Here is a 24292-nt window from a genome sequence, read left to right on the forward strand (position 1 = left end):
AAAAGAAGGGAGTTATTTATGCCATATATTACAAAGATTTCTGCCCAGAAAAACAATGAAGAGCGGGTCAATATTTTTCTGGATGAAAAGTATGCGTTCAGCGTCGACCTGGACGTGCTCGTCAAGTTTGACCTGCGAAAAGGCAAAGAGCTTGATGAGCTTGATATCATTGAGATTCAGTACGGAGACGACGTAAAAAAAGGGTTCAAAAAAGCGCTCGATTATTTGTCATACCGGATGCGCTCGACAAAGGAAGTCAAAGACCATCTCAAGAAAAAAGACGTCGCAGACTCCGCGATCACAGAAATCCTGCATATGCTTAAAGGTTATAAATATTTGGACGACCGCGAATTTGCGGCTGCATATGTCAGCACCCACAGAAAAACGAGCGGCAAAGGCCCCGATGTCCTATTCAGAGAGCTTAAATTGAAAGGGATCGATGATGAACTGATTCAGGAAGCGCTCAGTTCGTTTTCGTTTTCCGATCAGGTCGAGGCCGCGGTCAAGCATGCGGAAAAAGTGCTGAAAAAAGAAAAAAAGCTGTCCTCCAAAGAGACGAAACAGGCCATCGAACAGCACCTTGTCAGAAAGGGGTTCTCCTTCGATGTCATCTCGGCCGCGCTTCAGGAAACGGATTACGAAAACGACGACAGCGCTGAAAGGGAAGCGCTTGAGAAGCAAGGGGAAAAAGCGATGAAGAGGTGCGGTTATGACGGATCATACGAAACGAAAATGAAGGTCAAACAGCATCTGTTCAGAAAAGGCTTTTCAATCGACATGATTGATCAATTTTTAGATGAAAAGGGATGAGAATATGGAGAAAAGATACAGTGAAATGACTGCACACGAACTGCACCAGGAAATTGCGGGTCTGACCGAAAAGGCAAGAAAAGCGGAACAAATGGGGATTGTGAATGAACTGGCCGTCCACGAACGAAAAATCGCGATGGCGAAAGCTTACCTTCTTGATCCGGCCGATTTTAAAGCCGGCAATGTATACGAAATCGAAGATGGGGGCGATGATTTCCATATCCGCTATATAAACGGCGTGTTCGCCTGGGGATACCGTCTTTCGTCACCTGATCATGAAGAGGCTCTGCCGATTTCTTTATTAAAGGAAAAGGGCTAAGCCAAAAGCTTAAACCCTTTTCGCAAATGTTATCTTGTCCGGATGCGCGTGTTGCGCTGGAGAATGATGAGGTCCTGGGTCTGCTGCGTTTCTCCGTTTACCTGCGCGCGCGCATGCTTTGTGTTTGCCCATGGCTGCGGATAGTTTTGCGTTTTCATCTGGTTAAAATCGTTTGTATACGGTTTGCGATTTGCACACAAAAGAAATCACTCCATCCCAGAAAAGTTTAGCGTTTGCCGGAAGCCCTCATTCTTTCTTGCGGATGAGTATTTGTGCTTCCGTCAGGGCGCTTTGAAGCAAAATCATCTTTGGCCCGGGGCTCGCCTTCAAATTTATTGTTGTTCATGTTCGGAAAGCCTCTTGATTTATTTCGCATCTCTTTTAGGCTCCTCCAATCAAGTCCATAATGTTTGCGTCTTCGGTTCGGAAGACGTAAGGTTAGTATATGAAAAGGACGACGTTTTCAAAAAGAAAGTTTTTTCCTTAGGGAAAGGGGGAAAAGCCAAGTGGAAGAGTACTTTGAAAAGCTGACAAATGCGCTTCTTGAAAAAAATCATATGCTGAGTTACGCACAAGCCAGAACATGGGTTGAACTGCTGTGGGGGGATTTCGAGGCGACATTTGCAAAGGCCGGCCACCCGTACAGAGGAAAAGAGCTGACAGAGCGTGTCGTCAAAGAGTGGATTGAGCACTATGGCAGCAAGTTGCATTTATTTCAAAATGATAAGCCTTCTTACAAGGATCTGTTCTCCGGAGGCCGCGGGCTGCTTCATTAAGCATTTCTTTCGAAAAGAATGATTGGCGTGAAAGCGATTGTCATTGGTTCCGGATTGCCGGTGCCAGCGCCGCATATCAAAAGGAGCCCGGATGGCGCATGAAGGGCGTGAAGGAAAGGCGAGGCCGGAGCGGGAGCCGTCTGTCCGTTGAAGCGAAGACTGGTGTAAGCTTGCCTGATCAATGACCATTACATTGTGTCATTCGCCGATTCCCGGGTTGTCGGGAGGAGCCGCAAGAGGAGCGGGGTCACGGTTTCGACTGCAGCATAACGGCGTGAAGTCATGAAAAAAGCTCTGTCTGCAGCGTTCGGTCTTCCATCATGGAACAGTCGGAGAAATCAAATCCGGTTTTCACCCGATGACAAAGGGCATATTAAGGGGAAGGATTTGATTGCGGCGGCGGGCTTTGACCTCCGGTTTGACAAGCGGTCCTTACGAGGTTTTCCCTGCGGCTTCTTTGGCTTTTGGTGAAGAGCAGGGGTTTAATTTGGAAAAATATGATTCAATGCGAAAAATGTCGTAAAATGGGAAAACCATTAGGCTATCGTGTTTGATTCTAAAGCAATATCATTTTTTTACCACTTGTTCATAGATGTCTGATATAATGACAAAATAATCTTGTAGAAAATAGTACAGCGTGCCCACAGTTTTCCTTTTGTTGTGTGGGAAGCGGCTAGATGCAAGTATCCTGCCAAACGGATGCCGGATGCAATTTTATTATGTCCAAAAGAGGTGCCTTTAAGTGAAGAGAGGATTCGTTTCAATCATTATTCCTTCATACAATGAAGCAAGCAATATTAAATTGATTTATGAATCGTTGAGGAACGAATTTCAATCCATTGATTATGATTATGAAATTTATTACATAAATGATGGAAGCACTGATCAAACATTGGAGGAAATTAAAAAGCTAGCCGAAAAAAGCGAGCGTGTGAAATATATTTCGTTTTCACGGAATTTCGGCAAGGAGGCAGCCATCCTTGCCGGTTTTCAGCATGCCCGCGGCGATGCCGTTGTGGTGATGGATGCGGATTTGCAGCACCCGACATACCTCCTGCACGATTTTATTAAAGGGTATGAGGAAGGCTATGATCAAGTGGTCGCCCAGCGCAACAGAAAGGGAGACAACCCTGTGCGCTCCTACTTGTCGTCCCTTTATTACCGCTTTATCAATAATGCCGTGGAAGTCGATTTAAGGGACGGCGTCGGCGATTTTCGTCTTTTAAGCAGAAAAGCCGTCAATGCGATGCTGAAGCTGAGCGAAGGCAACAGGTTCTCAAAAGGGCTGTTTTGCTGGATCGGTTTTGACCAAAAGATTGTTTATTACGAGAACGTCGAAAGGAAAAACGGAAAGTCCAAGTGGTCGTTCCGCCACTTGTTGAACTATGGAATCGACGGGGTTGTGTCGTTCAACAACAGACCGCTGAGAATTTGTTTTTACGCCGGTATTTTTATCCTTTTTCTATCGCTTATTTATATCGCTGCGACATTCATCAGAATCTTAAAATACGGTGTGATCGTTCCCGGCTATTTTACGATTATTTCCGCCGTCCTGTTTCTCGGCGGCATCCAGCTTCTCAGCCTCGGAATCATCGGCGAATACATCGGGCGCATTTATTATGAGACGAAAAAGCGGCCTCATTACTTAATACAGGAGGCCAACATCGCTCATGGAGAAACTCATGAAAATCGTGAATCCTGAATTTATTCGCTTCGCCGTCGTCGGTGCAGTGAATACTTTGAATTACTATGCGGTGTATTTGCTGCTGCATGTTTTGCTTCAGTTGAATTATATGGTTTCTCATATTGCCGCTTTTTTCGTCAGTCTTGTGATTTCTTTTTTCTTGAACTGCTATTTTACATTTAAAATCAAGCCGACGCTGGCAAAGTTTTTGCAATTTCCGCTGACACAGCTGTTTAATTTGACGGTATCTTCTTTGTTCGTCTACACGTTTGTGAATTTTTTCAAGATGAACAGTGAGGCAGCTCCGCTTGCCTCCATGTTTTTAACCGTTCCTCTGACATTTTTAGTGACAGGGAAGATTTTGAAAAAAGACAGGGGAAGAGTATGAAGAAAACAGTTTTTTTATTTGTGATCGCAAGCGTTGCAGTTTCCTTGGCCGCCCATTCCTTTTTTCTGTATGAATGGGCGCATGACCGCTACATGACTGGGAACGGCGACGGACTTGCACAAATGATTATTTTTAAGTCGTTTCTTTTTGAACAATACAAACAAGGGAACTTCTTTTATTCGTATTCTTTCGGTCTCGGAGGCGGGATCTACAGCCAGCTTGGCTATTATTTCACGACGTCTTTTGTCTTCATCGCTTCATCCGCAGCCATTTTTCTGATGCAGCTTTTGCATTTGGCCGGGGATGCGGACCCTTTGTTCTGGGCGCAGGCCTCTGTATTCATCAGTGTCATCAAGCTCAGCCTGATCATTTTAGCGTCAGCGTATGCGTTAAACGGCATGGTGAAAAACAAGCTTGCCGCCTTTACAGGTGCGGTCTTGTACGGTACGTCGGTCATCTATTTCAGGCACACGGTGTTCTGGGAATTTTTCAGTGACGCCATGCTGTGGCTGCCGCTGCTTGTCGCCGGAGCCGAGAAAGTTATCAGGGAAAAGCGGACAGGACTGTTTATTACGGCTTGTTCTTTAACGCTGATCAATAACTTTTATTTTGCCTATATCAACTTGATTTTCATTGCGATCTATATCATCTTCCGCTGGCTGATCCGGCTAGACCCGGAAAAGGAAGCGCCGAGGTGGAAGCAATTCGGGATGTTCGCCGCTTCATGCCTGATTTCTTTCGGAATCAGCGCGGTTTCCTTTGTGCCTGCAGTTTACGGATTTTTAAACAATTTACGGCCGCCGTATGAACAGGCTGTCGCTGTATACGATCTGACGGACAACATTCTGTTTTCCAGCCGCATTGTCTTGCTGCCGGCTGTCTTTATGCTGTTCTTGTTCGCGTTTTCGTTCTATAAAAATAAAACGTTCAGGCTGTTTGCCTCAATCAGTGTGCTGCTTGTGCTTTTGCACTACAGCCCGCTTGCGGCAAGCGCGTTCAACGGCTTCTCCGCTCCGCAGAACCGCTTTGAATACCTGCTCGCTTTTACGATCGGGGGAGCGGCGGCCGCAGGAATGACCGAACTGAAAAACATCAGGCGGAAAGAGATGATATGGTCCATCCTGCTCGCCCTTCTGGTTTATATCGCGGTCATTTGGCGAAAAGACGTGGATTTATCACTGATGCAAAATTGGAGCATGCTTGTGCTTCTGTTCCTGACAATCGCCATCTTTACGGCGGCGGGGTTTCAATATAAGAAATCGCAGCTTTTTTTGCAAGCCTGCATTTTATTATCGTCCGTTCTCGTGGCGAACACGTATCAGAAATATGTTCTGTCTGAGTCAAGCGGCATTAAAGACGTCACAAAAAGCTATTTGACCAGCAATGAGTACAATGGCGAAGAACAGCGCCGCCTCTTAAACAACATTCGAAAAGACGATGACGGTGACCCGTATACAAGAATCGACTGGATGAACGGCGTGCGCAACAATACTCCGCTGATGCAGGATTTTAACGGCTTCAGCGCCTACTCAAGCATTCTCAATCGCGATCTTCTCCTGTTATATTGGGAAGACCTGCAAATCGATATGGGAAGGGAAAGCGTCAGCCGCTACGCATCGATGGGCGACCGGGCCAACTTGTACAGTTTGCTGTACGGCAAGTATTACATGACGGAAAAAGAGAATGCCGCCAATGTTCCGTACGGGTTTATCAAAACGGATGAATCAGAGCACTACGCGGTCTATAAAAACAAATACACCATGCCGTTTATCCGGACCGCGCGGACAGTATTTACGGAAAAAGATTTAGCGGATGCGCCTGTTTTAGCGCGGGAGCATGCGATGCTTGAAGGAATCGTGCTTGAGAATGGCGATGATGGAAAAGTGCAGCCGCCGGACGTTCCTGATTTGATGAAGCAGACGAAGCTGAAAACCGAAGGGGCGAGCTATCATAACGGCGTCCTCGACGTCACCGCCGAAAATGGCGGCATCGATCTAATTCCCGAAGGCGGGCTCCCGAAAGAAGGCGACTATTATGTCGGATTTTATTTAAAAAGCCTTGCAAAAGACCAATTCTTTAACTTGCGGGTCAATGATTATGTAACATCAAGAAAATCGAACGAGTCGATTTACAAAACAGGTGTTTACGATTTAACGATCAGGGTCCCGAAAACAGATAAAATTTCAATCAGGCTGCCAAAAGGGAAATATCAATTGGACCATTTGAGCCTGCACCAGGAAGACTATCAATTGCTGAAAAAAGCGGCCGCCCAAAAAGCGCCGGCCGCCGACTTGGACTGGCGGAACAATCAAGTGTCCATCAGCTTTGACAATCAAAATGGAGACCGCTACATGGTCCTGCCGGTTCCGTACGAAAAAGGCTGGGAAGTCACTGTAAACGGAAAACCGCAAACCGTCCATAAGGCAAATTACGCGTTTATCGGATTTTCAATAGAAAAAGGGAAAAACGACATCCGGCTCGTTTATTACCCGCCGTACTTCAAAGCTGCCTTGGCCGTGACAGTCATCAGCCTCATCATCGGAATCTGGTACGGCAGAAGGAGAAAAAAGCTTGGCTCCTAAACAGAGCCAAGCTTTAATTTTTTCTGAAGTTTTTCCTCGCTGAAAATCCATCCCGTATAGGAGGTGATTAATTCGAGCGTGTCTCTGTCGATGTGCGCGATCGCCACGAAAGGGTAGTGTCCTTTGCTGCGGTATCGCAGGTCGATAAAGCGGACTTCGTAGTGATCTTTATACGTATCGATCTCCCATTTGTAAACCGGTGAGAATGAAAGAAACGCCGAAATGTTCTTATCTTGTTTCGCCGCTTTCATCACGTTCGTATCCGGCACAGGCACCCTGTTGAAGGTGTCGACGATGACGACGTTTCCGTCCATGCTTCGTCCGACGTAAAAAGCCGATTTTGCTTTGACGGCAATTCGCCACTGCCTGAATTTCATCGTAGGCGAAATAATGATTTCTTCAATATCTTCGATTTTTTCACGGAGCTCATGCTTGATGTTCCTCTGCATGAAATACCTCACCAGATAATAACCGGCCAAGACGATGTAAAGAGCCAAAAATGTATAGCCCTGATGAGCGCCTGCCAGCCAAAAGGCGATGGCTATGAGATGGCTGACGAAAATAAACGGATCAAATGTATTAATCAAGCCGAGCGCTACCCATTTCCTTGAAAAAGGTCTGATCGCCTGTGTTCCGTATGCATTAAAAATATCCACGAACACATGAAGCGCGACCGCGGCAAAGGTCCAAAGCCACAGGTGAAGCAGATTGGCTTCGGGATAAAAGAGCATGAGAATGCCCGGAATCATCAGCGACCAGGCGAGAACAGCGGGGATGGAATGGGTGAATCCCCTGTGGTGCCTAATATAAACAGCGTTGTTTTTCAATTTCAAAACGGTATCGATATCCGGAGCCTGAGATCCGGCGATTGTCGCAATCATCACGGCTTGAGCCATTGATGGGTCCATTCCGACAACTGGATCAAGCGTCGCAATGCCTCCGAGTGCAACGCCCATGACAACATGTGTGCCAGTATCCATTGGTGACCTCCCCTAATGGTGCTAGAAAATCATTTTATTTTCCAAAAACAGAACGAACGACGGACCTTGCCTGAAATATTTAACGCTTTTGCTTTCTTCACTTTTAATGTAACATGTTATCGTATATGCATATAGTTTACAACAAAAAGCCGAAGTAACAAAAGATCGGTATGCAAATGTGACGTGCACAGGCAAGGAGAAGTTTCATGATGGATCTGCAAAAGAAATTAGAGCAAAAAAACATCAAACAATTTCAAGAAGATTTAATTTCTTGGTATGAGCAAGAAAAACGGGATCTGCCATGGCGCTCAGACAGCGACCCTTATAAGGTATGGGTGTCAGAAGTGATGCTTCAGCAGACGAGAGTGGACACGGTGATTCCTTACTTCAACAACTTTATCGAAAAATTCCCGACCGTTGAAGCGCTCGCTGAAGCCGACGAAGAAAAAGTGCTTAAAGCCTGGGAAGGACTGGGATACTATTCAAGAGTTCGGAACTTGCAGAGCGCTGTCAGGGAAGTCCACGAACGATACGGAGGAGTGGTTCCTCCTTCAAAAGAGGAATTCGGCAGCTTAAAAGGTGTCGGCCCTTATACAAGAGGCGCGGTGCTAAGCATCGCCTACAATCAGCCGGTACCCGCGGTGGACGGAAATGTCATGCGGGTCATGTCACGGATTCTTTCCGTATGGGATGATATCGCAAAGCCTAAAACCAAAACCCTGTTTGAAAAAATTGTCGAAGCGTTTATTTCTGAAGAAAAACCGTCCGAATTTAACCAGGGGCTGATGGAGCTTGGCGCTGTCATCTGTACGCCGAAATCGCCATCCTGCCTTCTCTGTCCCGTCCGAGAACACTGTTCCGCTTTTGCAGAAGGCTGTGAAAAAGAGCTTCCGGTTAAAAGCAAAAAGAAAAAACCCTCGGTAAAAACTCTTGCAGCCGTTGTCCTGACTGATGAAGAAGGATACATCTATATCCATAAAAGACCGGCATCAGGCCTTTTGGCAAACCTTTGGGAATTCCCGAACACAGAAACGCAGAAAGGGCTGAAGCACGAGCGCGAGCAGCTTGCTGCTTTTTTGAAAGAAGCAGCCGGAATAGAGGCCGAAATCGGTCCGCTTGAAGGAATCGTAGAACACGTGTTTACACACCTTGTCTGGAACATTTCTGTCTTTTTCGGGAAAACGCTCGATCAACCGGATGATTCATACTTTAAAAAGGTCACGAAAGAAGAGCTCGCTGAATATGCCTTCCCGGTTTCGCATCAGAAAATATGGAATATGTATATGAAATAGGCAGCTTGACTGTGCATGCTGCCCGTTAGTCGTACTGGATGGTGGTGCCGTGCGTATAATCGGCTTCCTGGCGGCGCAGTCCGCCTCTTGCTTGAATTTCTTTCACAACCTCCAGGTATTCGGCATGCCCTTCTTCATTAAGGAATGGCATGATTTGCTGGAAGGCGCGGTGAAAATAGAGAAGCTCCGCATCTTTCCACTCGTTTTTCGGCGTGTGGTCGAGCTCGCTCATATCGCGTCCTACGTACATAAGGCGAATGCCTCCTTTTTGATCGTGTTATGAGCTATTTTTTATCAGATTTTTAATCACTATACTAGGAGATGAATGACAAATGGAACAAAGAAAATGTGCCCTTATTACAGGAAGCAGCCGCGGCGTCGGCAAAGCAGCCGCCCTGAGGCTTGCCGAAAACGGCTACAATATCGTCATCAACTATGCAAGAAGCAAAAAAGCGGCCCTTGAGACGGCTGAAGAAATCGAAAAGCTCGGTGTCAAAGCATTGGTCGTCAAGGCGAATGTCGGGCAGCCGGCGAAAATAAAAGATATGTTTCAGCAAATCGAGGAAACCTTCGGCAGACTGGACGTGTTCGTCAACAATGCTGCATCCGGCGTATTACGCCCCGTCATGGAGCTTGAGGAAAGCCATTGGGACTGGACGATGAACATCAATGCGAAAGCTCTGCTATTCTGCGCGCAGGAAGCGGCAAAGCTGATGGAGAAAACGGGAGGCGGCCACATTGTGAGCATCAGTTCGCTCGGTTCGATCCGTTATTTGGAAAACTATACGACAGTCGGCGTTTCAAAAGCTGCGCTTGAATCATTGACAAGATATCTCGCTGTTGAGCTTGCGGCGAAAAACATCATCGTCAATGCGGTTTCCGGAGGCGCGATCGATACAGACGCCCTGAAGCACTTCCCGAACCGCGAAGAACTTTTGGAAGATGCCCGGCAAAATACGCCTGCCGGCCGCATGGTTGAGATTAGCGACATGGTCGATGCGGTGGAATTTTTAACGTCAGGGAAAGCGGATATGATCCGCGGACAGACGATCATTATTGACGGCGGCCGTTCACTGCTCGTGTAAATTTTTCGCGTTCAATGAATAGGATATCATCCTCCTGCACAATCTAATGGTCGTGGAGGTGATATACAATGGCTAACCAACAATCCAAAACAAACGCACAAAAAGTAAGACAACAAAACCAAGCTTCTGCACAAGGTGGTCAGTTCGGCACTGAATTTGCCAGCGAAACTGACGCGCAGCAAGTAAGACAAAATAACCAACAAGCTGAGCAAAAAAAACAGCAAAACAGCTAATCACTGAAACAGGAAAAAGCACTTCACCATCGGATGAGGTGCTTTTTTCTTTTCGTTTTTTTGATCCGACAAAACATCCGAATCTTAGCCACAATCAGTCAAAGGACATCCGGCATGTATAGAGAAATGTTAGTTAGGCAATAAATGGAGTAGAGCATAGAATGGAGGATCCCGAATGCCGGAATTTGAAAACTTGGTTCAGGGGCAGATGGAGATTATGGATAAGCTGCTGTATCTGCAAGCGGAGATTGAAAGATGCCAGAAAATTGAAAAAGAATTGGCTGCCCTTGAAAAGAAAGCCCAGCTTTTATCGATCCGGGAAGATATATCCCAGAAGCGGAAAGATCTTGCTCAAATTCAGGATTTATTCCAAAAGCAGACGGAGCAGGTGATTCAGGCTTATCAAAGAATCGAAGCATGAGCCTCTCTTTATCGTTTTTAGAAAAGAGCCATTCCTGTTCGGGAGTGGCTGTTTTATTTTCATTTTTTATTTTCAAACGTTATAATAAATAAAAGAACTGTCGGACAGGCGATGTGACACACTGACTTGTAAGGCTTTTGCAAAGAAAGTAGGGGAGAAAAACATGGGCTTTCCCAAGGAAGGAGAAACCATTCAAATTCATAGCTATAAGCACAATGGACAGATTCATCGGATTTGGAATGAAACAACGATTTTAAAAGCAACGGAATTGTGCATCATCGGCGCCAATGACCGGACAATGGTCACAGAATCTGACGGCCGGACATGGGTGACGCGAGAGCCCGCAATTTGTTATTTCCATGCAAAGCAGTGGTTTAACGTCATCGGCATGCTTCGCGAAGACGGGATTTATTACTATTGCAACATCAGCTCGCCGTTTGCTTTGGACGATGAAGCCATCAAATACATCGACTATGATTTAGACGTGAAAGTCTTTCCGGATATGACGTATCATATTCTTGATGAAGATGAGTACGCGGATCATAAAAAGGCGATGAATTATCCGAAGGAAATCGACGGCATTTTAAGGTACCACTTAAATACGTTGCTGCATTGGATACACCAAAGAAAAGGCCCGTTTGCATCTGAATTTATTGATATTTGGTATGAACGGTATTTGCATTATACAAAATAAACCTGAAAAACCTGTTGAGACCAACAGGTTTTTTGCGGTGTACTCACACATCAAGATATAGAGGGGGGAAGACGTGTGGGGGTAATCAGAAGGTACATGGAATTTGTGAAGCCGTATAAATGGAAAATCGTTTTGACGGTTTTAATCGGTATTATTAAATTTTCTATTCCGCTGGTCATCCCGCTTCTGCTGAAATACGTCGTTGACGACATCATCCAGGGGAGCGGAACCACTGAAGAAAAAACATCCACATTATTCATGGTAATGGCGGTTATGTTCGCCATTTTTTTGGTGCTTCGGCCGCCTGTCGAATACTATCGGCAATATTTCGCACAGTGGACGGCAAGCAAGGTGCTTTATGATATCAGGGACAAGCTGTTTGCACACATTCAAAAGCTGAGCCTCAGGTATTATGCAAACACCCGCGCAGGAGAAATCATTTCAAGGGTCATCAACGATGTCGAGCAGACAAAGGAATTTGTCATCATCGGGTTGATGAACGTATGGCTTGACGTGATGACGATTTTTATCGCCATCGCCATCATGCTGACGATGGATGTGAAGCTGACGCTTATTTCGATCGTGCTGTTTCCGCTTTACGGACTGTCTGTTAAATTCTTCTACGGCAGGCTCAGAAAGCTGACGAGAGAACGTTCCCAGGCGCTGGCCGAGGTGCAGGGCCACCTTCATGAAAGGGTTCAGGGGATGCCTGTCATCAGGAGTTTTGCGATCGAGGATTATGAACAGAAGCAATTTGATCACGAGAACGCGAATTTTCTCGGCAAAGCAATCCGCCATACGGCCTGGAATGCCAAAACGTTTGCCGTCGTCAATACGGTTACAGACCTCGCTCCGCTGATCATCATTACGGTTGCGGGTTACCATGTGATTCACGGGTCCCTTACTGTAGGAACGATGGTGGCGTTTTTCGGATATATTGAACGCCTCTACAACCCGCTGCGCCGCCTGATCAATTCATCGACAACATTGACGCAGTCGATCGCATCGATGGACAGGCTGTTTGAATTTATTGATGAACCGTATGAATTAAAAGATAAACCCAATGCTGTAAAAGCAGAGCGGTTAAAAGGAATTGTTGAATTCAAAAATGTTTCCTTCCAATACGAAAAGTCGGAAGAAATGATTCTGCAGAATCTTTCTTTGAAAGCGGAACGGGGCGAAACGGTCGCACTCGTCGGGATGAGCGGAGGCGGAAAATCAACGCTCGTCAGCCTCATTCCGAGATTCTACGATGTCTCAGCCGGAAGCCTGGAGATCGACGGCATCGATGTGCGCGATTACCAGGCGCAGAGCCTTAGAAACCAAATCGGCATGGTGCTTCAGGATACATTTTTATTCAGCGAATCGGTACGTGAAAACATATCGATCGGAAATCCCGAAGCTTCGATGGAAGACATCATTGAAGCGGCAAAAGCCGCGAATGCCCATGATTTTATTATGGAACTGCCGCAAGGCTATGATACAAAGGTCGGAGAAAGGGGCGTCAAGCTGTCCGGAGGCCAAAAACAGCGGATATCAATCGCCAGGGTGTTCCTGAAGAATCCGCCTCTCTTAATTTTGGATGAAGCGACATCAGCGCTTGACCTTGAAAGCGAGCACTATATTCAGGAAGCGATGGAAAAGCTCGCGAAAGACCGGACGACCTTTATCGTTGCCCACAGATTGTCGACGATTACCCACGCTGACAAAATCGTCGTCATCGAAAACGGACGTGTCGCGGAAGTCGGCACACATGACGAATTAATGAGCCGCGACGGCCACTATAAGCATTTATTTACCATTCAAAAATTAAACTAAAACCGCCAAAAGCCTGACTTTCGTTTGAAGCCGAACGATTGTCAGGCTTTTTCTTTCCATGCAAATTTCGTACATATTTCCTATCCCGTCTAAATACAATTTAAAAAATACAAGCTCCGGAGGTGTATAAGTGACAAAAGAAAAATTGCTTGAAGTATCGGATTTGTCGATTTCGTTTCACCAGAAAAAGTCTGAAACCCCGATTGTGCAAGGCATTTCTTTCGATCTCCATCCCGGAGAAATCATGGGAGTCGTCGGAGAGTCCGGCTGCGGCAAGAGCGTCACCTCTTTGGCTTTAATGGGGCTGAACGCAAACACCCGGACGACGGGCCGGATCAAGTTTCAAAACAAAGATCTTCTCATGCAGTCTGAAAAAGAATGGAGACAGATGCGCGGCAATGACATCGCAATGGTTTTTCAAGAGCCGATGACCTCCCTCAACCCCCTTTTCACAATTGGCGATCAATTAACAGAAGCACTCTCCAGCCATACCAATATTCATAAAAAAGAAGCAAGAAGAAAAGCCGTTCAAATGCTGGAAACCGTCGGCCTGCCGAGGGCGGACCAGCTGATGAAGCAGTATCCCCACGAACTGTCGGGAGGCATGAGGCAGCGGGTCATGATCGCAATGGCATTAATTTGCGAACCGAAGCTGCTGATCGCCGATGAACCGACAACAGCTCTCGACGTCACCATCCAGGCCCAGATTCTGTCCCTGCTGAAAAAGCTCAATGCCGAATTTAACACAGCCATTCTCCTCATTACCCACGACCTTGGCGTCGTTCACAATACATGTGAACGCGTGATGATTATGTATGCCGGCCGGATCGTTGAAGAGGGCGGTGTCACCGCTGTTTTTGACAGTCCGAAACACCCTTATACAAAAGGCTTGTTCGCCTCTATTCCGGCATTCACAGACAAATCCGAGCGGCTGTTTTCGATTGAGGGGCAGGTGCCGAAGCCGGGATCGATTAAAAAAGGCTGTATGTTTGCGCCGCGATGCCCCCATAAACATGAACGCTGCATTGAAGAAGCGCCCGGATTGAACAAGCTGAAGGATGATCATGCTGTAAGCTGCTTTCTCTATGAAGAGGAAGGTGTTTTCAAATGAATCGCGAACTGCTGAGCGTTCAAGAGCTGAAAACGTATTACCGCGTGTCCCGTAAGAAAATCGTGAAAGCGGTCGATGATGTTACACTGTCAGTTAAAAAAGGCGAAATCTTAGGGGTTGTCGGGGAATCCGGCTGCGGAAAATCGACCTTGGGAAAATCGATATTGCGGCTGACCGAACCGACTTCGGGAAAGGTGACTTTTCTCGGGCAGGAGATGACAGACCTTAATGCAAAAGATCTTCGCAACATGAGAAGGCATATACAAATGATTTTTCAAGACCCGTACGCTTCGTTAAATCCACGCATGAAAATAAAGGATATTTTGGAAGAACCGCTGATCGTTCATCAACTCGGAAAGAAGGCTGAAAGGAGAGAGGTCGTGCGCTCGATGCTTGAAATTGTCGGCCTTGATGCTTCATACGGCGACCGGTACGCACACCAATTCAGCGGCGGTCAGAGGCAAAGGATCGGCATTGCAAAAGCGCTGATCACTAAGCCAAAACTAATCATTGCCGATGAACCTGTCTCCGCGCTTGATGTATCCGTTCAGGCGCAGATCTTAAATCTGCTGAATGATTTGCAGGAGGCATTCGATTTAACGTTTCTGTTTATTTCTCATGATCTCGCAGTCGTTCGCTATATCAGCGACAGGGTGGCCGTGATGTATTTCGGAAAGATCGTCGAGATGGCGGACGCCGAATCGTTATTTAGAGAGCCGAAACACCCGTATACAGAAACGCTGTTAGCGGCAGTACCGGTCATCGGCAAAGGCGAAGCGGTTCATACGGCACCGGATATTGCCGCGCCCCGCATGAGTGAAAAGGGCTGTCCTTTTTACAGCAGATGCATGAAGCGGGCAGCGGTTTGTCTGGAAGCGGAGCCGCCTCTTGAAGAGACTGCGGACGGGCATTATGCCGCATGCCATTTTACCAATAAGGAGGCAGTACGATGAAAAAGAAAAGCTGGCTGATCTGTTTGGGAATGATTCTGTCTGTTTCCGCTTTTTTAATGGGATGCTCCGGTAACGAAAGCGGAAAAAACGACGGAGGGACGAACGGGGGAAAAGATACGCTGATCATCGGCAGAGGCGGTGATTCAACATCGCTTGATCCGATCACAACGACAGAAGGCGAAGCGTTTAAAGTGACGATCAATATGTTTGAGACCTTGCTGAATTACGGAGAACAAGACACTACGCTGAAGGAAGGCCTCGCGGTCAAATGGGACGCTTCAGATGACGGTTTGACCTACACACTGGAGCTGAGGCAAGGCGTGAAATTCCATGACGGAACGGATTTTAATGCAGAAGCCGTCAAATACAATTTTGAGCGGTGGATGAACGGGGATGAAGAAAAATTTCCTTACTACGGCATGTTCGGAGGCTATAAGAAAGATGAGGGGCATGTCATCAAAGATATAAAAGTGCTCGACGACCATAAGATTCAGTTCATTTTAAAACGCCCGCAAGCGCCGTTTTTAAAGAACCTTGCCATGACTTCATTCGGGATTGCGAGTCCTGCCGCCATCGAAAAATACGGCGAAAAATTCAGGGAGCACCCCGTCGGCACGGGCCCTTACAAATTTGTCGAATGGAAGCCGAACGACCGGATCGTTCTTGAAAAAAATGAAGACTATTGGGATCAAGGCAAACCGAAATTGCAGAAGATCATTTTCAGAGCCATTCCTGAAAACTCAGCCCGCTTAAATGCGTTGAAGACGGGCGAAATCGACCTAATGGACGGCGTCAATCCGTCTGATATCGAAAGCATCAAAGCAGACGCCAATCTGAAAACATTTGAAAGGCCTTCAATGAACGTCGGGTATCTCGGAATGACGACGACAAGAAAACCATTTGACAATAAGCTGGTCCGCCAGGCGCTGAATCATGCTGTTGATAAACAGGCGATTATCGATTCCTTCTACGGAGGCCTCGCCGAATCTGCCAAAAACCCGCTCCCTCCTTCACTTGAAGGATACAACGATCAGATAAAGGAATATCCGTATGATTTAAAAAAGGCAAAAGAACTCTTAAAAGAAGCCGGATTCCCGGACGGGTTTAAAATGAAGCTTTGGGCAATGCCTGTCCCGCGGCCATATATGCCGGACGGTATGAAAATAGCCGAAGTGATTCAATCAAGCTTCGAAAAAATCGGCGTCAAAGCGGAAATCGTCACTTACGACTGGGCGACGTATTTGGATAAGGTGAGCAAAGGGGAAGCTGACGCGTTTTTGATGGGCTGGACCGGAGACAATGGAGATCCGGACAACTTCATTTATACCCTGCTTGATAAAGATAATATCGGCGGTAACAACTATACGTACTTCAGCAATGACGAGCTTCATGACATCTTAATCGAAGCGCAGTCAGACCCTGACCAAAAGAAGAGAAATAAACTGTATCAAGATGCGCAGGAGCTCCTCCATGAAGAATCGCCTTGGATTCCGCTTGTCCATTCCACGCCGATTTTGGCCGGTTCAAAAGATATCGAAGGATATGCTCCGCATCCGACAGGGAGTGAAGTATTGTCCGGCGTAGAGTTTAAATAGGTGGTGACAGCCATTGCTTGCGTACTGTTTAAAACGGACGGGGATGCTGATCCCCGTTCTCATTGGCATGACACTGGTCGTTTTTTCGATCATCCGCTTTATTCCCGGCAACCCCGCCCAGGTTATTCTCGGTCAGAGGGCGACAAAGGAAGCGGTGCAGCAGCTAACCATCCAGCTCGGCCTTGATCAGCCGTGGTATGTGCAATACGCCAGATATATCGGGGATTTGCTGAAAGGGGATCTCGGGACATCAATCCGCACGGGAGCGGCGATTACGCAAGAAATAAAGCCGTATTTGTTCGCCACTCTCGAGCTTGCTTTTTTCGCGATGCTGATCGCAGTGTTTGTCGGCGTGAATGCCGGAATCATCAGCGCGTGGTTTAAGAATTCGGTATTCGACTATATCGCGATGCTGGTTGCTTTAATTGGCGTGTCGATGCCGATTTTTTGGCTTGGTCTGATGGGCCAGTGGTTCTTTTCGATCGAGCTCGGCTGGCTGCCGACAACGGGAAGGGAGAATGTCAGAAATCCGGTCGAAGCCTTTACTTACATTCATACACTGGACACCCTTTTACACGGAAGATTTGATCAGTTTGCAGAAACCATCCGCCATTTAATTCTGCCGGGAACTGCTCTTGCCACCATTCCCGCTGCGATCATTGCGAGAATTACGAGGGCCAGCATGATAGAGGTGCTGCAGTCCGATTATATCCGCACGGCAAAAGCAAAAGGCGTGCATATGTTTTTCGTTATCTATAAGCACGGTTTAAAAAATGCGTTCATTCCGGTGTTGACCGTCATCGGCCTCCAAACCGGACTTTTACTGGGCGGCGCGATTTTAACGGAGACGATTTTTGCCTGGCCCGGCATCGGCCGGTACATTTATGATGCGATCAGCTACCGCGACTACCCGGTTATCCAATCGGGCATTCTCGTGATCGCCTTCATCTTCGTCATGATTAACTTCATTGTTGATCTGCTGTACGCTGTCATCGATCCGAGAATTAAATATTAGGAGGCGGGAAATGTGGTTGTGCTTCAAAATGAACAGCAGAGGGAGGACGTGAAGGTGCGTTCGCCTTTGGCGGAACATATTCGGCGGTTCTTTGAGCATAAACTGGCTGCCGCCGGCACGATTTTAGTCGCTCTGTTTATCCTGCTGGCCATCTTCGCGCCGCTCATCGCACCCTATGGAATAAACGACCAGTCACTGTCAGACAGGCTCGCCGCTCCGTCTGCTGAACACCTTTTTGGAACGGACGATTTTGGCAGGGATATTTTTTCAAGGGTGCTGTACGGCGCGAGGCTGTCTTTATGGGTCGGCTTTTTCTCCTGTCTGGCATCGGCCTTGGCGGGGACGCTGTTAGGGCTGATCGCCGGTTTTTACGGCAGATGGGCTGATGCGTTGATTTCGCGGCTGTTTGATATCATGCTCGCGTTTCCCAGCATTCTGCTGGCGATCGCCATTGTGGCGATTCTCGGGCCTTCCCTTGAAAATGCCCTGATTGCCATCGCCATCATCAACGTTCCGACGTTTGGCAGGCTCGTTCGTTCAAAAGTGCTCAGCATCAGGCAGGAGGAATATGTCTTATCTGCGTGTGCTGTCGGGATGTCCAATATGAGGATGATGTTTAAACACATTCTTCCCAACAGCATGGCCCCGGTTATCGTTCAAGCGACACTGAATATTGGAACGGCGATTATAGAAGCGGCCGCGCTCGGATTTTTAGGGTTGGGGGCGCAGGCGCCGAACCCGGAGTGGGGAAAAATGCTTGCGGATGCCCGGCCTTATTTGGCGCAGGCCCCGTGGACATTATTTTTTCCGGGATTTGCGATCATGCTGACCGTGCTCGGCTTTAATCTGATGGGAGACGGCCTGCGCGACACCCTTGATCCGAAAATGAAGGAAGGAAAATAAAAAAACCGGTTAACGTATTCGTTAACCGGTTTACTCTTCCTCAACTTCAAGCTCGCTGTCTTTTTTGTGGTACGTCTGAAAGCTTGTGAGCAAGGTTTCTAAATGTTCAAGCTGTTCTCGGTATTCTACGGTGCTCGCCATAATGGTCAGCATATTGTAGTCCAACAGTTCTTCTTTCAATTTGTCCTGGTTTTTCAGGAATGATTCGGTCAAGTGCTGTTTGTACACGTCTCCTTCTTCGTGAAGGTCGACGTGATCCTGCGTTTTAATCCTGCCGACGAATCTCATTAAAATTTGCTCGTGCCAATGGAGAAGATAATCAAGCTCTTCGACCAGCGTTTCTTGAAATTCTTCAGGCATATGACAAAACTCGTTTTCAAGCCGGTGCAGTTTTTTCAAAGCATCAAGCGCGCGGTTCGATGCAATGATCGCCTGTCTGAACAGCACGAGCTTTCGCTGTTTTACATATGTGGAACGTTTTAAATAGCTTCTTTCTTCTTTGTAAAGCAAGTAAAGGTGATCGACCTTCATCATTTTTTCTTTCAGCTTTTCAATGTCTTCTTTTAGCATGGAGTGTTCCGTTGTCTTCCGCGTCAACAATCTGATCCATTTAATGACTTCATCTGTATTTTCAACAACATGGCTGACGAGCTTCGTTTCATATTTAGGCGGCAGAAAAATCAGGTTGACCAGGAACGCAGACAATACACCCAAAATAACCGTTCCGGTTCTCACCAAGGCAAACCATAAAAAGTTGTCGCCGGAGCTCTCCAATATGGCAATAACGGTGACGAGAGCGATCGAAATTGTATTCTCGATCTTCAGCTTCAGGTTGATCGTAATGACGATTACCGCCGTCAATCCGATGATGATCGGACTGGGTTCGAAAATAAGTCCAAAAATAATGGCTGTGGCAGCTCCGATTATGTTCGCCTGCACTTGATCGACAATCGTCAAAAATGAACGATAGATCGAAGGCTGTATCGCGAAGATAGCCGCGATTCCCGCGAAGACAGGAGTCGGAAGGCCGAGCCAAGACGCGAGGTAAAGCGCAAGCGTAATGGCAATGCCTGTTTTGAAAATACGGGCACCAAGTTTCATTAGGCTGTACTTGCATCCCTTTCTATAATAAAATTCGTTCTTTACAGAAAATGAATTGTATTGAACATTCCCTCTCTGTTAATTTGCCAAACAATAAAGTAATATACAGCGATCTTCCGAAATATTCAACCCATTTTTAAGAAAAAACAAATCATTGACAAAAAAGAAAAACAAGCCGGCGGAAAGTGCCTGTTCACCGCGTTCCCAAAGTGCTCCGCATTTGATAAAAAAGAGAGCGGACCCGCTCTCTTTTTATATGCGTTGTTTCAATTGTTTAAATGAGTCATCCACGGCTTTAAGCGTCGCTTTAATGTCCTCTTCCGTGTGCGCGGTGGTGATAAACCATGCTTCATATTTTGAAGGCGCAAGATTGATTCCGCGCTCAAGCATCAGTTTGAAAAAGGCAGCGAACATTTCTCCGTCCGTATTTTCGGCTTGCTCATAGTTTTCGACTTTTTCGTTCGTGAAGTATACGGTGAGCGCGCCTTTTAGACGATTGACAGTGATATTGATGCCATGGGTCTCGGCATGTCCCAGGATACCTTCTTCAAGCATAGCGCCGAGGCGGTCAAGTTTTTCGTATGTGCCTTTTTCTTTCAGCACTTCAAGGCAGGCGATACCTGAGAGGATCGAAGCCGGATTCCCCGCCATCGTGCCCGCTTGATAAGCAGGTCCGAGCGGTGCGACTTGTTCCATAATCTCTTTTTTGCCTCCGTATGCGCCGATTGGCAGGCCGCCGCCGATGATTTTGCCAAGCGCCGTTAAATCAGGTTTGACGCCAAGCAGATCCTGGGCGCCGCCGTACATAAAGCGGAAAGCGGTGATAACTTCATCATAGATGACGAGTGCCCCTGCGTTATGCGTCAGTTCATTGACCTGTTCGAGAAATCCGCTCTTCGGTTCGACGATCCCGAAGTTTCCGACAATCGGTTCAACGAGAACTGCTGCAATATCGTTCCCCCATTTATCGAGCGCTTCCTTATAGCTGTCGATATCATTGAAAGGAACGGTAATCACCTCATTTGCGATGCTTTTTGGAACCCCGGCTGAATCAGGCGTGCCGAGCGTTGACGGACCTGAACCGGCCGCCACCAGCACAAGATCGGAATGGCCGTGGTAGCAGCCGGCGAACTTGATGATTTTCGTCCTGCCTGTATAGGCCCGGGCGACGCGAATCGTCGTCATCACGGCTTCCGTTCCTGAATTGACGAATCTCACTTTATCCAAGGCAGGAATCGCTTCTTTAAGCATCTTGGCAAATGTCACTTCATGCTTTGTCGGCGTGCCGTAAAGAACTCCGTTTTCAGCAGCTGTTTGAATCGCTTTCGTGATATGCGGGTGAGCGTGGCCCGTAATAATCGGTCCGTATGCGGCAAGGTAGTCTATGTATTTGTTGCCGTCTACATCCCAAAAATAAGCGCCGCTTCCCCTTTCCATCGCGACGGGAGAACCGCCGCCGACCGCTTTGTAAGACCTTGAGGGGCTGTTGACGCCTCCGACTATATGTTGAAGAGCTTCTTCATGAAGCTTTTCAGATTGAGTATGCTGCATAATATCCTCCTCATTTCTGCACCTTTTATCTATTTCTATATTGTAACACGAGGCGGACAGAGCGCAAAAAAGAAGCCGCCGAACATTTGAACAAGCGGGCGCTGTTTTTTATAATGGGGGAAAGCAAGCGATTAAACATAACAGGAGGCAAAACAATGACTGTTGAAATTGGACAAAAGGTGCCTGATATTGAACTGCTGGGTGATCACGGAGAAAAAGTAAAGCTGTCGGATTTTGAAGGAAAGTATGTCGTGCTCTATTTTTACCCGAAAGATATGACGCCGGGATGCACAACGGAAGCGTGCGATTTCAGAGACCGACATGAAAGCTTTGCCGAACTTGATGCCGTCATCATCGGAGTCAGCCCTGACGACCAGACAAGACATGAGAAATTCAAGCAGAAACACGATCTGCCGTTTCTGCTGCTCGTCGATGATGAACACAAGCTCGCTGAAAGCTTTGACGTATGGAAGCTGAAGAAGAATTTCGGCAAGGAATACATGGGTGTCGAAAGGTCGACATTCCTGATTGATAAAGAAGGCCGCCTTGTGAAAGAGTGGCGGAAAGTAAAGGTAAAAGACCATGTCGCAGAAGCGCTTCAAGCAGTAAAAGAAATCGCGGAAGCGTAAAGCTCTTGCGGGAGGCCGGACTGTATTTTAGTTTGGTCTCTTTTTACGCTCATATTCGTCTGTCTGACCGGACATGCTGATCATATCGGCCTTTTTCGCCTTAAAAATAGCTTTTTCACAGGGATTGGAATTGACAAAGATTCTGATCAGGAGTTACACTAATTATAAACGTTATAATGTAAGAATTTTTTTTAGAAGAGAGGTGCATGACGATGGCTGAACATAACCTGAAAGAAGCGTTGGAAGCGTTGAAGGAAACCGGGGTTCGAATTACTCCTCAACGTCATGCCATTCTGGAATTTCTCGTGAATTCTATGTCTCATCCAACTGCAGATGATATATATAAAGCTCTGGAAGGGAAATTTCCAAACATGAGCGTAGCAACGGTTTACAACAATTTGCGGGTTTTTAAGGAATCAGGGCTCGTTAAGGAATTAACGTACGGAGATTCCTCCAGCCGGTTTGACTTCGTGACATCCGAGCATTATCACGCAATTTGCGAACGCTGCGGGAAAATCGTCGACTTTCATTATCCCGGCCTCGACGAAGTGGAGCAGCTGGCTTCACATGTGACAGGATTCAAAGTCAGTCACCATAGACTGGAGATATACGGTTTATGTCAGGAATGCGACAAAAAAGAAAGCCATTAAAAAGAGCTGGCCGCTTTTTTAACGGTCAGCTTATTTTTATTGCAGCATCTACTGAGACTTTCGATTATACGATTCGTTAAACTCTTTTCCTTCGAGGTTTTTATCCAGTGTCAGAGGCTCCCTGCAATGCATGCACATATCGACCCGGCCTAAAATCTTGGTCGGTTTTTCACAGTTTGGACAGACGACTTGAACCGCTTTCGTTGAAAGCATGCCGATCCAAAAATAAACCGCTGTGCTCAACAAGATAGACAATACCCCCAAGATCATAAACACCGACATCAAGAGGATCGAGGACCTAAAAAAGATTCCGACATACATAATAATGAAGCCTATAAATACAAGGCTTAACGCAAACGTTCTGATTTTGTTGATTTTGCTAGAGTATTTTGCCATATCCATCCCCCTGTCTCTAATATAGCATAGAAAAGATGTGTTATTCTTTAATTAAAACGAATCAATTGGAAAATTTCTATAGAGAGTTTTGGGGAAATTGATTATAATAATTCAATGTGTTTTCAAAATAAAGGAGTTTTTATTGGCTCGTAGAAATAGGTAGAAACAAAGAGAGAAGCTTTTAGAGCAACGCATTTACATCGTATTGGAGGAATGGTGATGGAAAATCTTCTCCGTCCGATTTACCAAGAAAGAGCAAGCCGCCCTGACACACTCGCTGTCATGCTGATTGAGAGGAGAAATCAAACCTCATCTGCGACAGATAATTTTGATGCGGCCTTGTTGATTATCGTTAATAAGGCTGAAGACCCTGTATTCGTGAAGCATTATGAGTTCGACGGAAAAACGGCTTCTCTTCATATTATTTCTGTTGAACAGCTTCAGGAATGGATTTTGCTCGGAACAAACAGAAGAATCATAGACTGGGTCCTCAATGGAAAGGTGCTTTTCGACCGAAACGAATTTATCGCCAAGCTGATTGAGCAGCTCAATACGTTTCCGTTTTCAGAAAGAAAACTAAAAATCGGACTTGAATATGGGAAATTAATCAGAAGATATATAGAAGGAAAATCGTTTTTTGAAGACGGTCAATTTTTGGACGCCTACAATTCCATCGTACACGCCCTCCATCATTTGGCCAGAATCGAAGTGATCGATAAAGGTTTTCACCCAGAAGTTACGGTATGGAACCAAGTCCGCCACATGGAGCCTCAGGTTTATAAATTGTATAAGGAATTAATTGAGAGCAATGAAAGCTTGCAAAAACGGCTTGAGTTATTATTCCTCGCAAGCGATTTTCTCATTCATTCAAAAGCCGAAATCGGGGCCGCACATATTCTCAATGTCATGGATGAAAAAGAGGTTTGGCAATTTGCCGATCTTCTCAAGCATCCGGATCTCAAGTATTTCACGGCAGACCTGGGAGTCATACTGGAGTTCTTGGCTGAAAAGGACTTAGTCGGAGTCAAGCCGATTGAGACAAAGGGCCAAAAGATTTTTCACCGAGGATATTTTATCAAAAAAAGTGTTGACACTAATTTATAACGGTGATATATTATTAAGCGTCGCTGTTAGCGGAACGGTTTTTGAACTGAAAGCAGCAGCGACGAAAAAACAAAAAAACATTTGACACTCCTTGTTGAAAATGTTATACTAATAAAGTCGCTTCGGACAGGAGCGGAAATGATCTTTGAAAACTAAACAAGACAAAACGCACCTGTTAATTCATTGAATAAATCGCACATTT

The 24292-nt window shown here is 46.4% G+C and carries 26 protein-coding genes and 1 pseudogene; 20 read left to right on the top strand and 7 right to left on the bottom strand.

The window, feature by feature from the left end; all coding sequences use genetic code 11:
- The first annotated feature begins 18 nt into the window (after positions 1-18).
- Complete coding sequence (gene recX, locus MKZ04_RS21615) at positions 19-810, top strand: recombination regulator RecX (protein WP_020450621.1); 792 nt, start codon at positions 19-21, stop codon at positions 808-810.
- Between the two features lie 4 nt (positions 811-814).
- Entirely contained in the window at positions 815-1129 is a 315-nt protein-coding gene (locus MKZ04_RS21620; protein WP_025810180.1) for a YfhH family protein, read from the top strand.
- Between the two features lie 29 nt (positions 1130-1158).
- On the opposite strand, the gene MKZ04_RS21625 is transcribed toward MKZ04_RS21620, so the two are convergent.
- Positions 1159-1329, bottom strand: coding sequence for a YpzG family protein (locus MKZ04_RS21625; RefSeq protein WP_003179922.1), 171 nt, complete (start codon positions 1327-1329; stop codon positions 1159-1161).
- A gap of 26 nt (positions 1330-1355) precedes the next feature.
- Positions 1356-1505 carry a small, acid-soluble spore protein K gene (locus tag MKZ04_RS21630; RefSeq protein WP_003179924.1) on the bottom strand — a complete coding sequence of 50 codons (150 nt, stop codon included), beginning with the start codon at positions 1503-1505 and terminating at the stop codon, positions 1356-1358.
- 130 nt (positions 1506-1635) lie between these two features.
- Here MKZ04_RS21630 and MKZ04_RS21635 point away from each other — a divergent pair, with 130 nt between their 5' ends.
- The 4 genes from MKZ04_RS21635 to MKZ04_RS21650 all read left to right on the top strand — a co-directional run bounded on the left by MKZ04_RS21635 (position 1636) and on the right by MKZ04_RS21650 (position 6559).
- A complete protein-coding gene (locus tag MKZ04_RS21635) occupies positions 1636-1905 on the top strand; it encodes a YfhJ family protein (RefSeq protein WP_020450622.1) in 270 nt (89 codons plus the stop codon).
- A 742-nt stretch (positions 1906-2647) separates the two neighbouring features.
- Positions 2648-3607: a glycosyltransferase family 2 protein gene (locus tag MKZ04_RS21640; RefSeq protein ID WP_020450623.1), complete on the top strand. Its 960-nt coding sequence runs from the start codon at positions 2648-2650 to the stop codon at positions 3605-3607.
- Positions 3576-3977: a GtrA family protein gene (locus MKZ04_RS21645; RefSeq protein ID WP_020450624.1), complete on the top strand. Its 402-nt coding sequence runs from the start codon at positions 3576-3578 to the stop codon at positions 3975-3977. Before MKZ04_RS21640 ends, MKZ04_RS21645 begins: the two co-directional genes overlap by 32 nt.
- Entirely contained in the window at positions 3974-6559 is a 2586-nt protein-coding gene (locus tag MKZ04_RS21650) for a YfhO family protein (RefSeq protein ID WP_341047285.1), read from the top strand. The genes MKZ04_RS21645 and MKZ04_RS21650 overlap by 4 nt, the downstream gene beginning before the upstream one ends.
- Here MKZ04_RS21650 and MKZ04_RS21655 read toward each other — a convergent pair.
- The gene (locus tag MKZ04_RS21655; protein ID WP_023855996.1) at positions 6556-7539 is read right to left on the bottom strand and encodes a metal-dependent hydrolase; all 984 of its coding nucleotides are present in this window, start codon (positions 7537-7539) and stop codon (positions 6556-6558) included. The two genes, MKZ04_RS21650 and MKZ04_RS21655, sit on opposite strands and share 4 nt — an antisense overlap.
- Before the next feature lie 206 nt (positions 7540-7745).
- Between MKZ04_RS21655 and mutY the strand changes: the two genes are divergently transcribed.
- A complete protein-coding gene (gene mutY / locus MKZ04_RS21660; protein WP_020450627.1) occupies positions 7746-8831 on the top strand; it encodes an A/G-specific adenine glycosylase in 1086 nt (361 codons plus the stop codon).
- A gap of 25 nt (positions 8832-8856) precedes the next feature.
- Here mutY and MKZ04_RS21665 read toward each other — a convergent pair whose 3' ends face one another.
- Complete coding sequence (locus MKZ04_RS21665) at positions 8857-9081, bottom strand: hypothetical protein (RefSeq protein ID WP_020450628.1); 225 nt, start codon at positions 9079-9081, stop codon at positions 8857-8859.
- An 82-nt stretch (positions 9082-9163) separates the two neighbouring features.
- Here MKZ04_RS21665 and fabL point away from each other — a divergent pair, with 82 nt between their 5' ends.
- The 10 genes and pseudogenes from fabL to MKZ04_RS21715 all read left to right on the top strand — a co-directional run bounded on the left by fabL (position 9164) and on the right by MKZ04_RS21715 (position 18659).
- Positions 9164-9916: an enoyl-[acyl-carrier-protein] reductase FabL gene (gene fabL / locus MKZ04_RS21670; RefSeq protein ID WP_023855994.1), complete on the top strand. Its 753-nt coding sequence runs from the start codon at positions 9164-9166 to the stop codon at positions 9914-9916.
- Between the two features lie 83 nt (positions 9917-9999).
- A pseudogene (locus MKZ04_RS21675) lies at positions 10000-10149 on the top strand (gamma-type small acid-soluble spore protein); the annotation flags it as partial.
- Between the two features lie 175 nt (positions 10150-10324).
- Complete coding sequence (locus MKZ04_RS21680) at positions 10325-10570, top strand: YgaB family protein (protein WP_003179940.1); 246 nt, start codon at positions 10325-10327, stop codon at positions 10568-10570.
- Positions 10571-10733: 163 nt separating this feature from the next.
- Positions 10734-11264, top strand: a complete 531-nt coding sequence (gene ntdP / locus MKZ04_RS21685) for a nucleoside tri-diphosphate phosphatase (RefSeq protein WP_003179942.1) — start codon at positions 10734-10736, stop codon at positions 11262-11264.
- 75 nt (positions 11265-11339) lie between these two features.
- Positions 11340-13082 (top strand): ABC transporter ATP-binding protein, encoded by a 1743-nt coding sequence (locus MKZ04_RS21690; protein ID WP_020450630.1) that lies wholly within the window; start codon positions 11340-11342, stop codon positions 13080-13082.
- A gap of 130 nt (positions 13083-13212) precedes the next feature.
- The gene (locus tag MKZ04_RS21695; protein ID WP_020450631.1) at positions 13213-14193 is read left to right on the top strand and encodes an ABC transporter ATP-binding protein; all 981 of its coding nucleotides are present in this window, start codon (positions 13213-13215) and stop codon (positions 14191-14193) included.
- Positions 14190-15146 carry an ABC transporter ATP-binding protein gene (locus tag MKZ04_RS21700; protein WP_268489602.1) on the top strand — a complete coding sequence of 319 codons (957 nt, stop codon included), beginning with the start codon at positions 14190-14192 and terminating at the stop codon, positions 15144-15146. The genes MKZ04_RS21695 and MKZ04_RS21700 overlap by 4 nt, the downstream gene beginning before the upstream one ends.
- A complete protein-coding gene (locus MKZ04_RS21705; protein ID WP_020450633.1) occupies positions 15143-16741 on the top strand; it encodes an ABC transporter substrate-binding protein in 1599 nt (532 codons plus the stop codon). The genes MKZ04_RS21700 and MKZ04_RS21705 overlap by 4 nt, the downstream gene beginning before the upstream one ends.
- Positions 16742-16754: 13 nt before the next feature.
- Positions 16755-17756 (top strand): ABC transporter permease, encoded by a 1002-nt coding sequence (locus tag MKZ04_RS21710; protein ID WP_020450634.1) that lies wholly within the window; start codon positions 16755-16757, stop codon positions 17754-17756.
- 12 nt (positions 17757-17768) lie between these two features.
- A complete protein-coding gene (locus MKZ04_RS21715) occupies positions 17769-18659 on the top strand; it encodes an ABC transporter permease (RefSeq protein ID WP_328067047.1) in 891 nt (296 codons plus the stop codon).
- 30 nt (positions 18660-18689) lie between these two features.
- Here MKZ04_RS21715 and MKZ04_RS21720 read toward each other — a convergent pair whose 3' ends face one another.
- Both MKZ04_RS21720 and MKZ04_RS21725 read right to left on the bottom strand, forming a co-directional pair.
- Entirely contained in the window at positions 18690-19760 is a 1071-nt protein-coding gene (locus MKZ04_RS21720) for an FUSC family protein (RefSeq protein WP_341047297.1), read from the bottom strand.
- 252 nt (positions 19761-20012) lie between these two features.
- Positions 20013-21311, bottom strand: coding sequence for a glutamate-1-semialdehyde 2,1-aminomutase (locus tag MKZ04_RS21725; RefSeq protein ID WP_020450638.1), 1299 nt, complete (start codon positions 21309-21311; stop codon positions 20013-20015).
- A gap of 155 nt (positions 21312-21466) precedes the next feature.
- On the opposite strand from MKZ04_RS21725, the gene bcp reads away from it, so the two are divergent.
- Both bcp and perR read left to right on the top strand, forming a co-directional pair.
- Complete coding sequence (gene bcp / locus MKZ04_RS21730; RefSeq protein ID WP_023855987.1) at positions 21467-21940, top strand: thioredoxin-dependent thiol peroxidase; 474 nt, start codon at positions 21467-21469, stop codon at positions 21938-21940.
- 212 nt (positions 21941-22152) lie between these two features.
- The gene (perR, locus tag MKZ04_RS21735; RefSeq protein WP_003179961.1) at positions 22153-22590 is read left to right on the top strand and encodes a peroxide-responsive transcriptional repressor PerR; all 438 of its coding nucleotides are present in this window, start codon (positions 22153-22155) and stop codon (positions 22588-22590) included.
- Positions 22591-22638: 48 nt separating this feature from the next.
- Here the strand turns inward: perR and MKZ04_RS21740 are convergent, their stop codons facing one another.
- Positions 22639-22986 carry a YgzB family protein gene (locus MKZ04_RS21740; RefSeq protein WP_020450640.1) on the bottom strand — a complete coding sequence of 116 codons (348 nt, stop codon included), beginning with the start codon at positions 22984-22986 and terminating at the stop codon, positions 22639-22641.
- A gap of 219 nt (positions 22987-23205) precedes the next feature.
- On the opposite strand from MKZ04_RS21740, the gene MKZ04_RS21745 reads away from it, so the two are divergent.
- A complete protein-coding gene (locus MKZ04_RS21745) occupies positions 23206-24090 on the top strand; it encodes a nucleotidyltransferase-like protein (RefSeq protein WP_020450641.1) in 885 nt (294 codons plus the stop codon).
- Positions 24091-24292 lie beyond the last annotated feature (202 nt).

The organism is Bacillus sp. FSL W7-1354 (genome assembly GCF_038002405.1).
GTDB lineage: Bacteria > Bacillota > Bacilli > Bacillales > Bacillaceae > Bacillus > Bacillus paralicheniformis.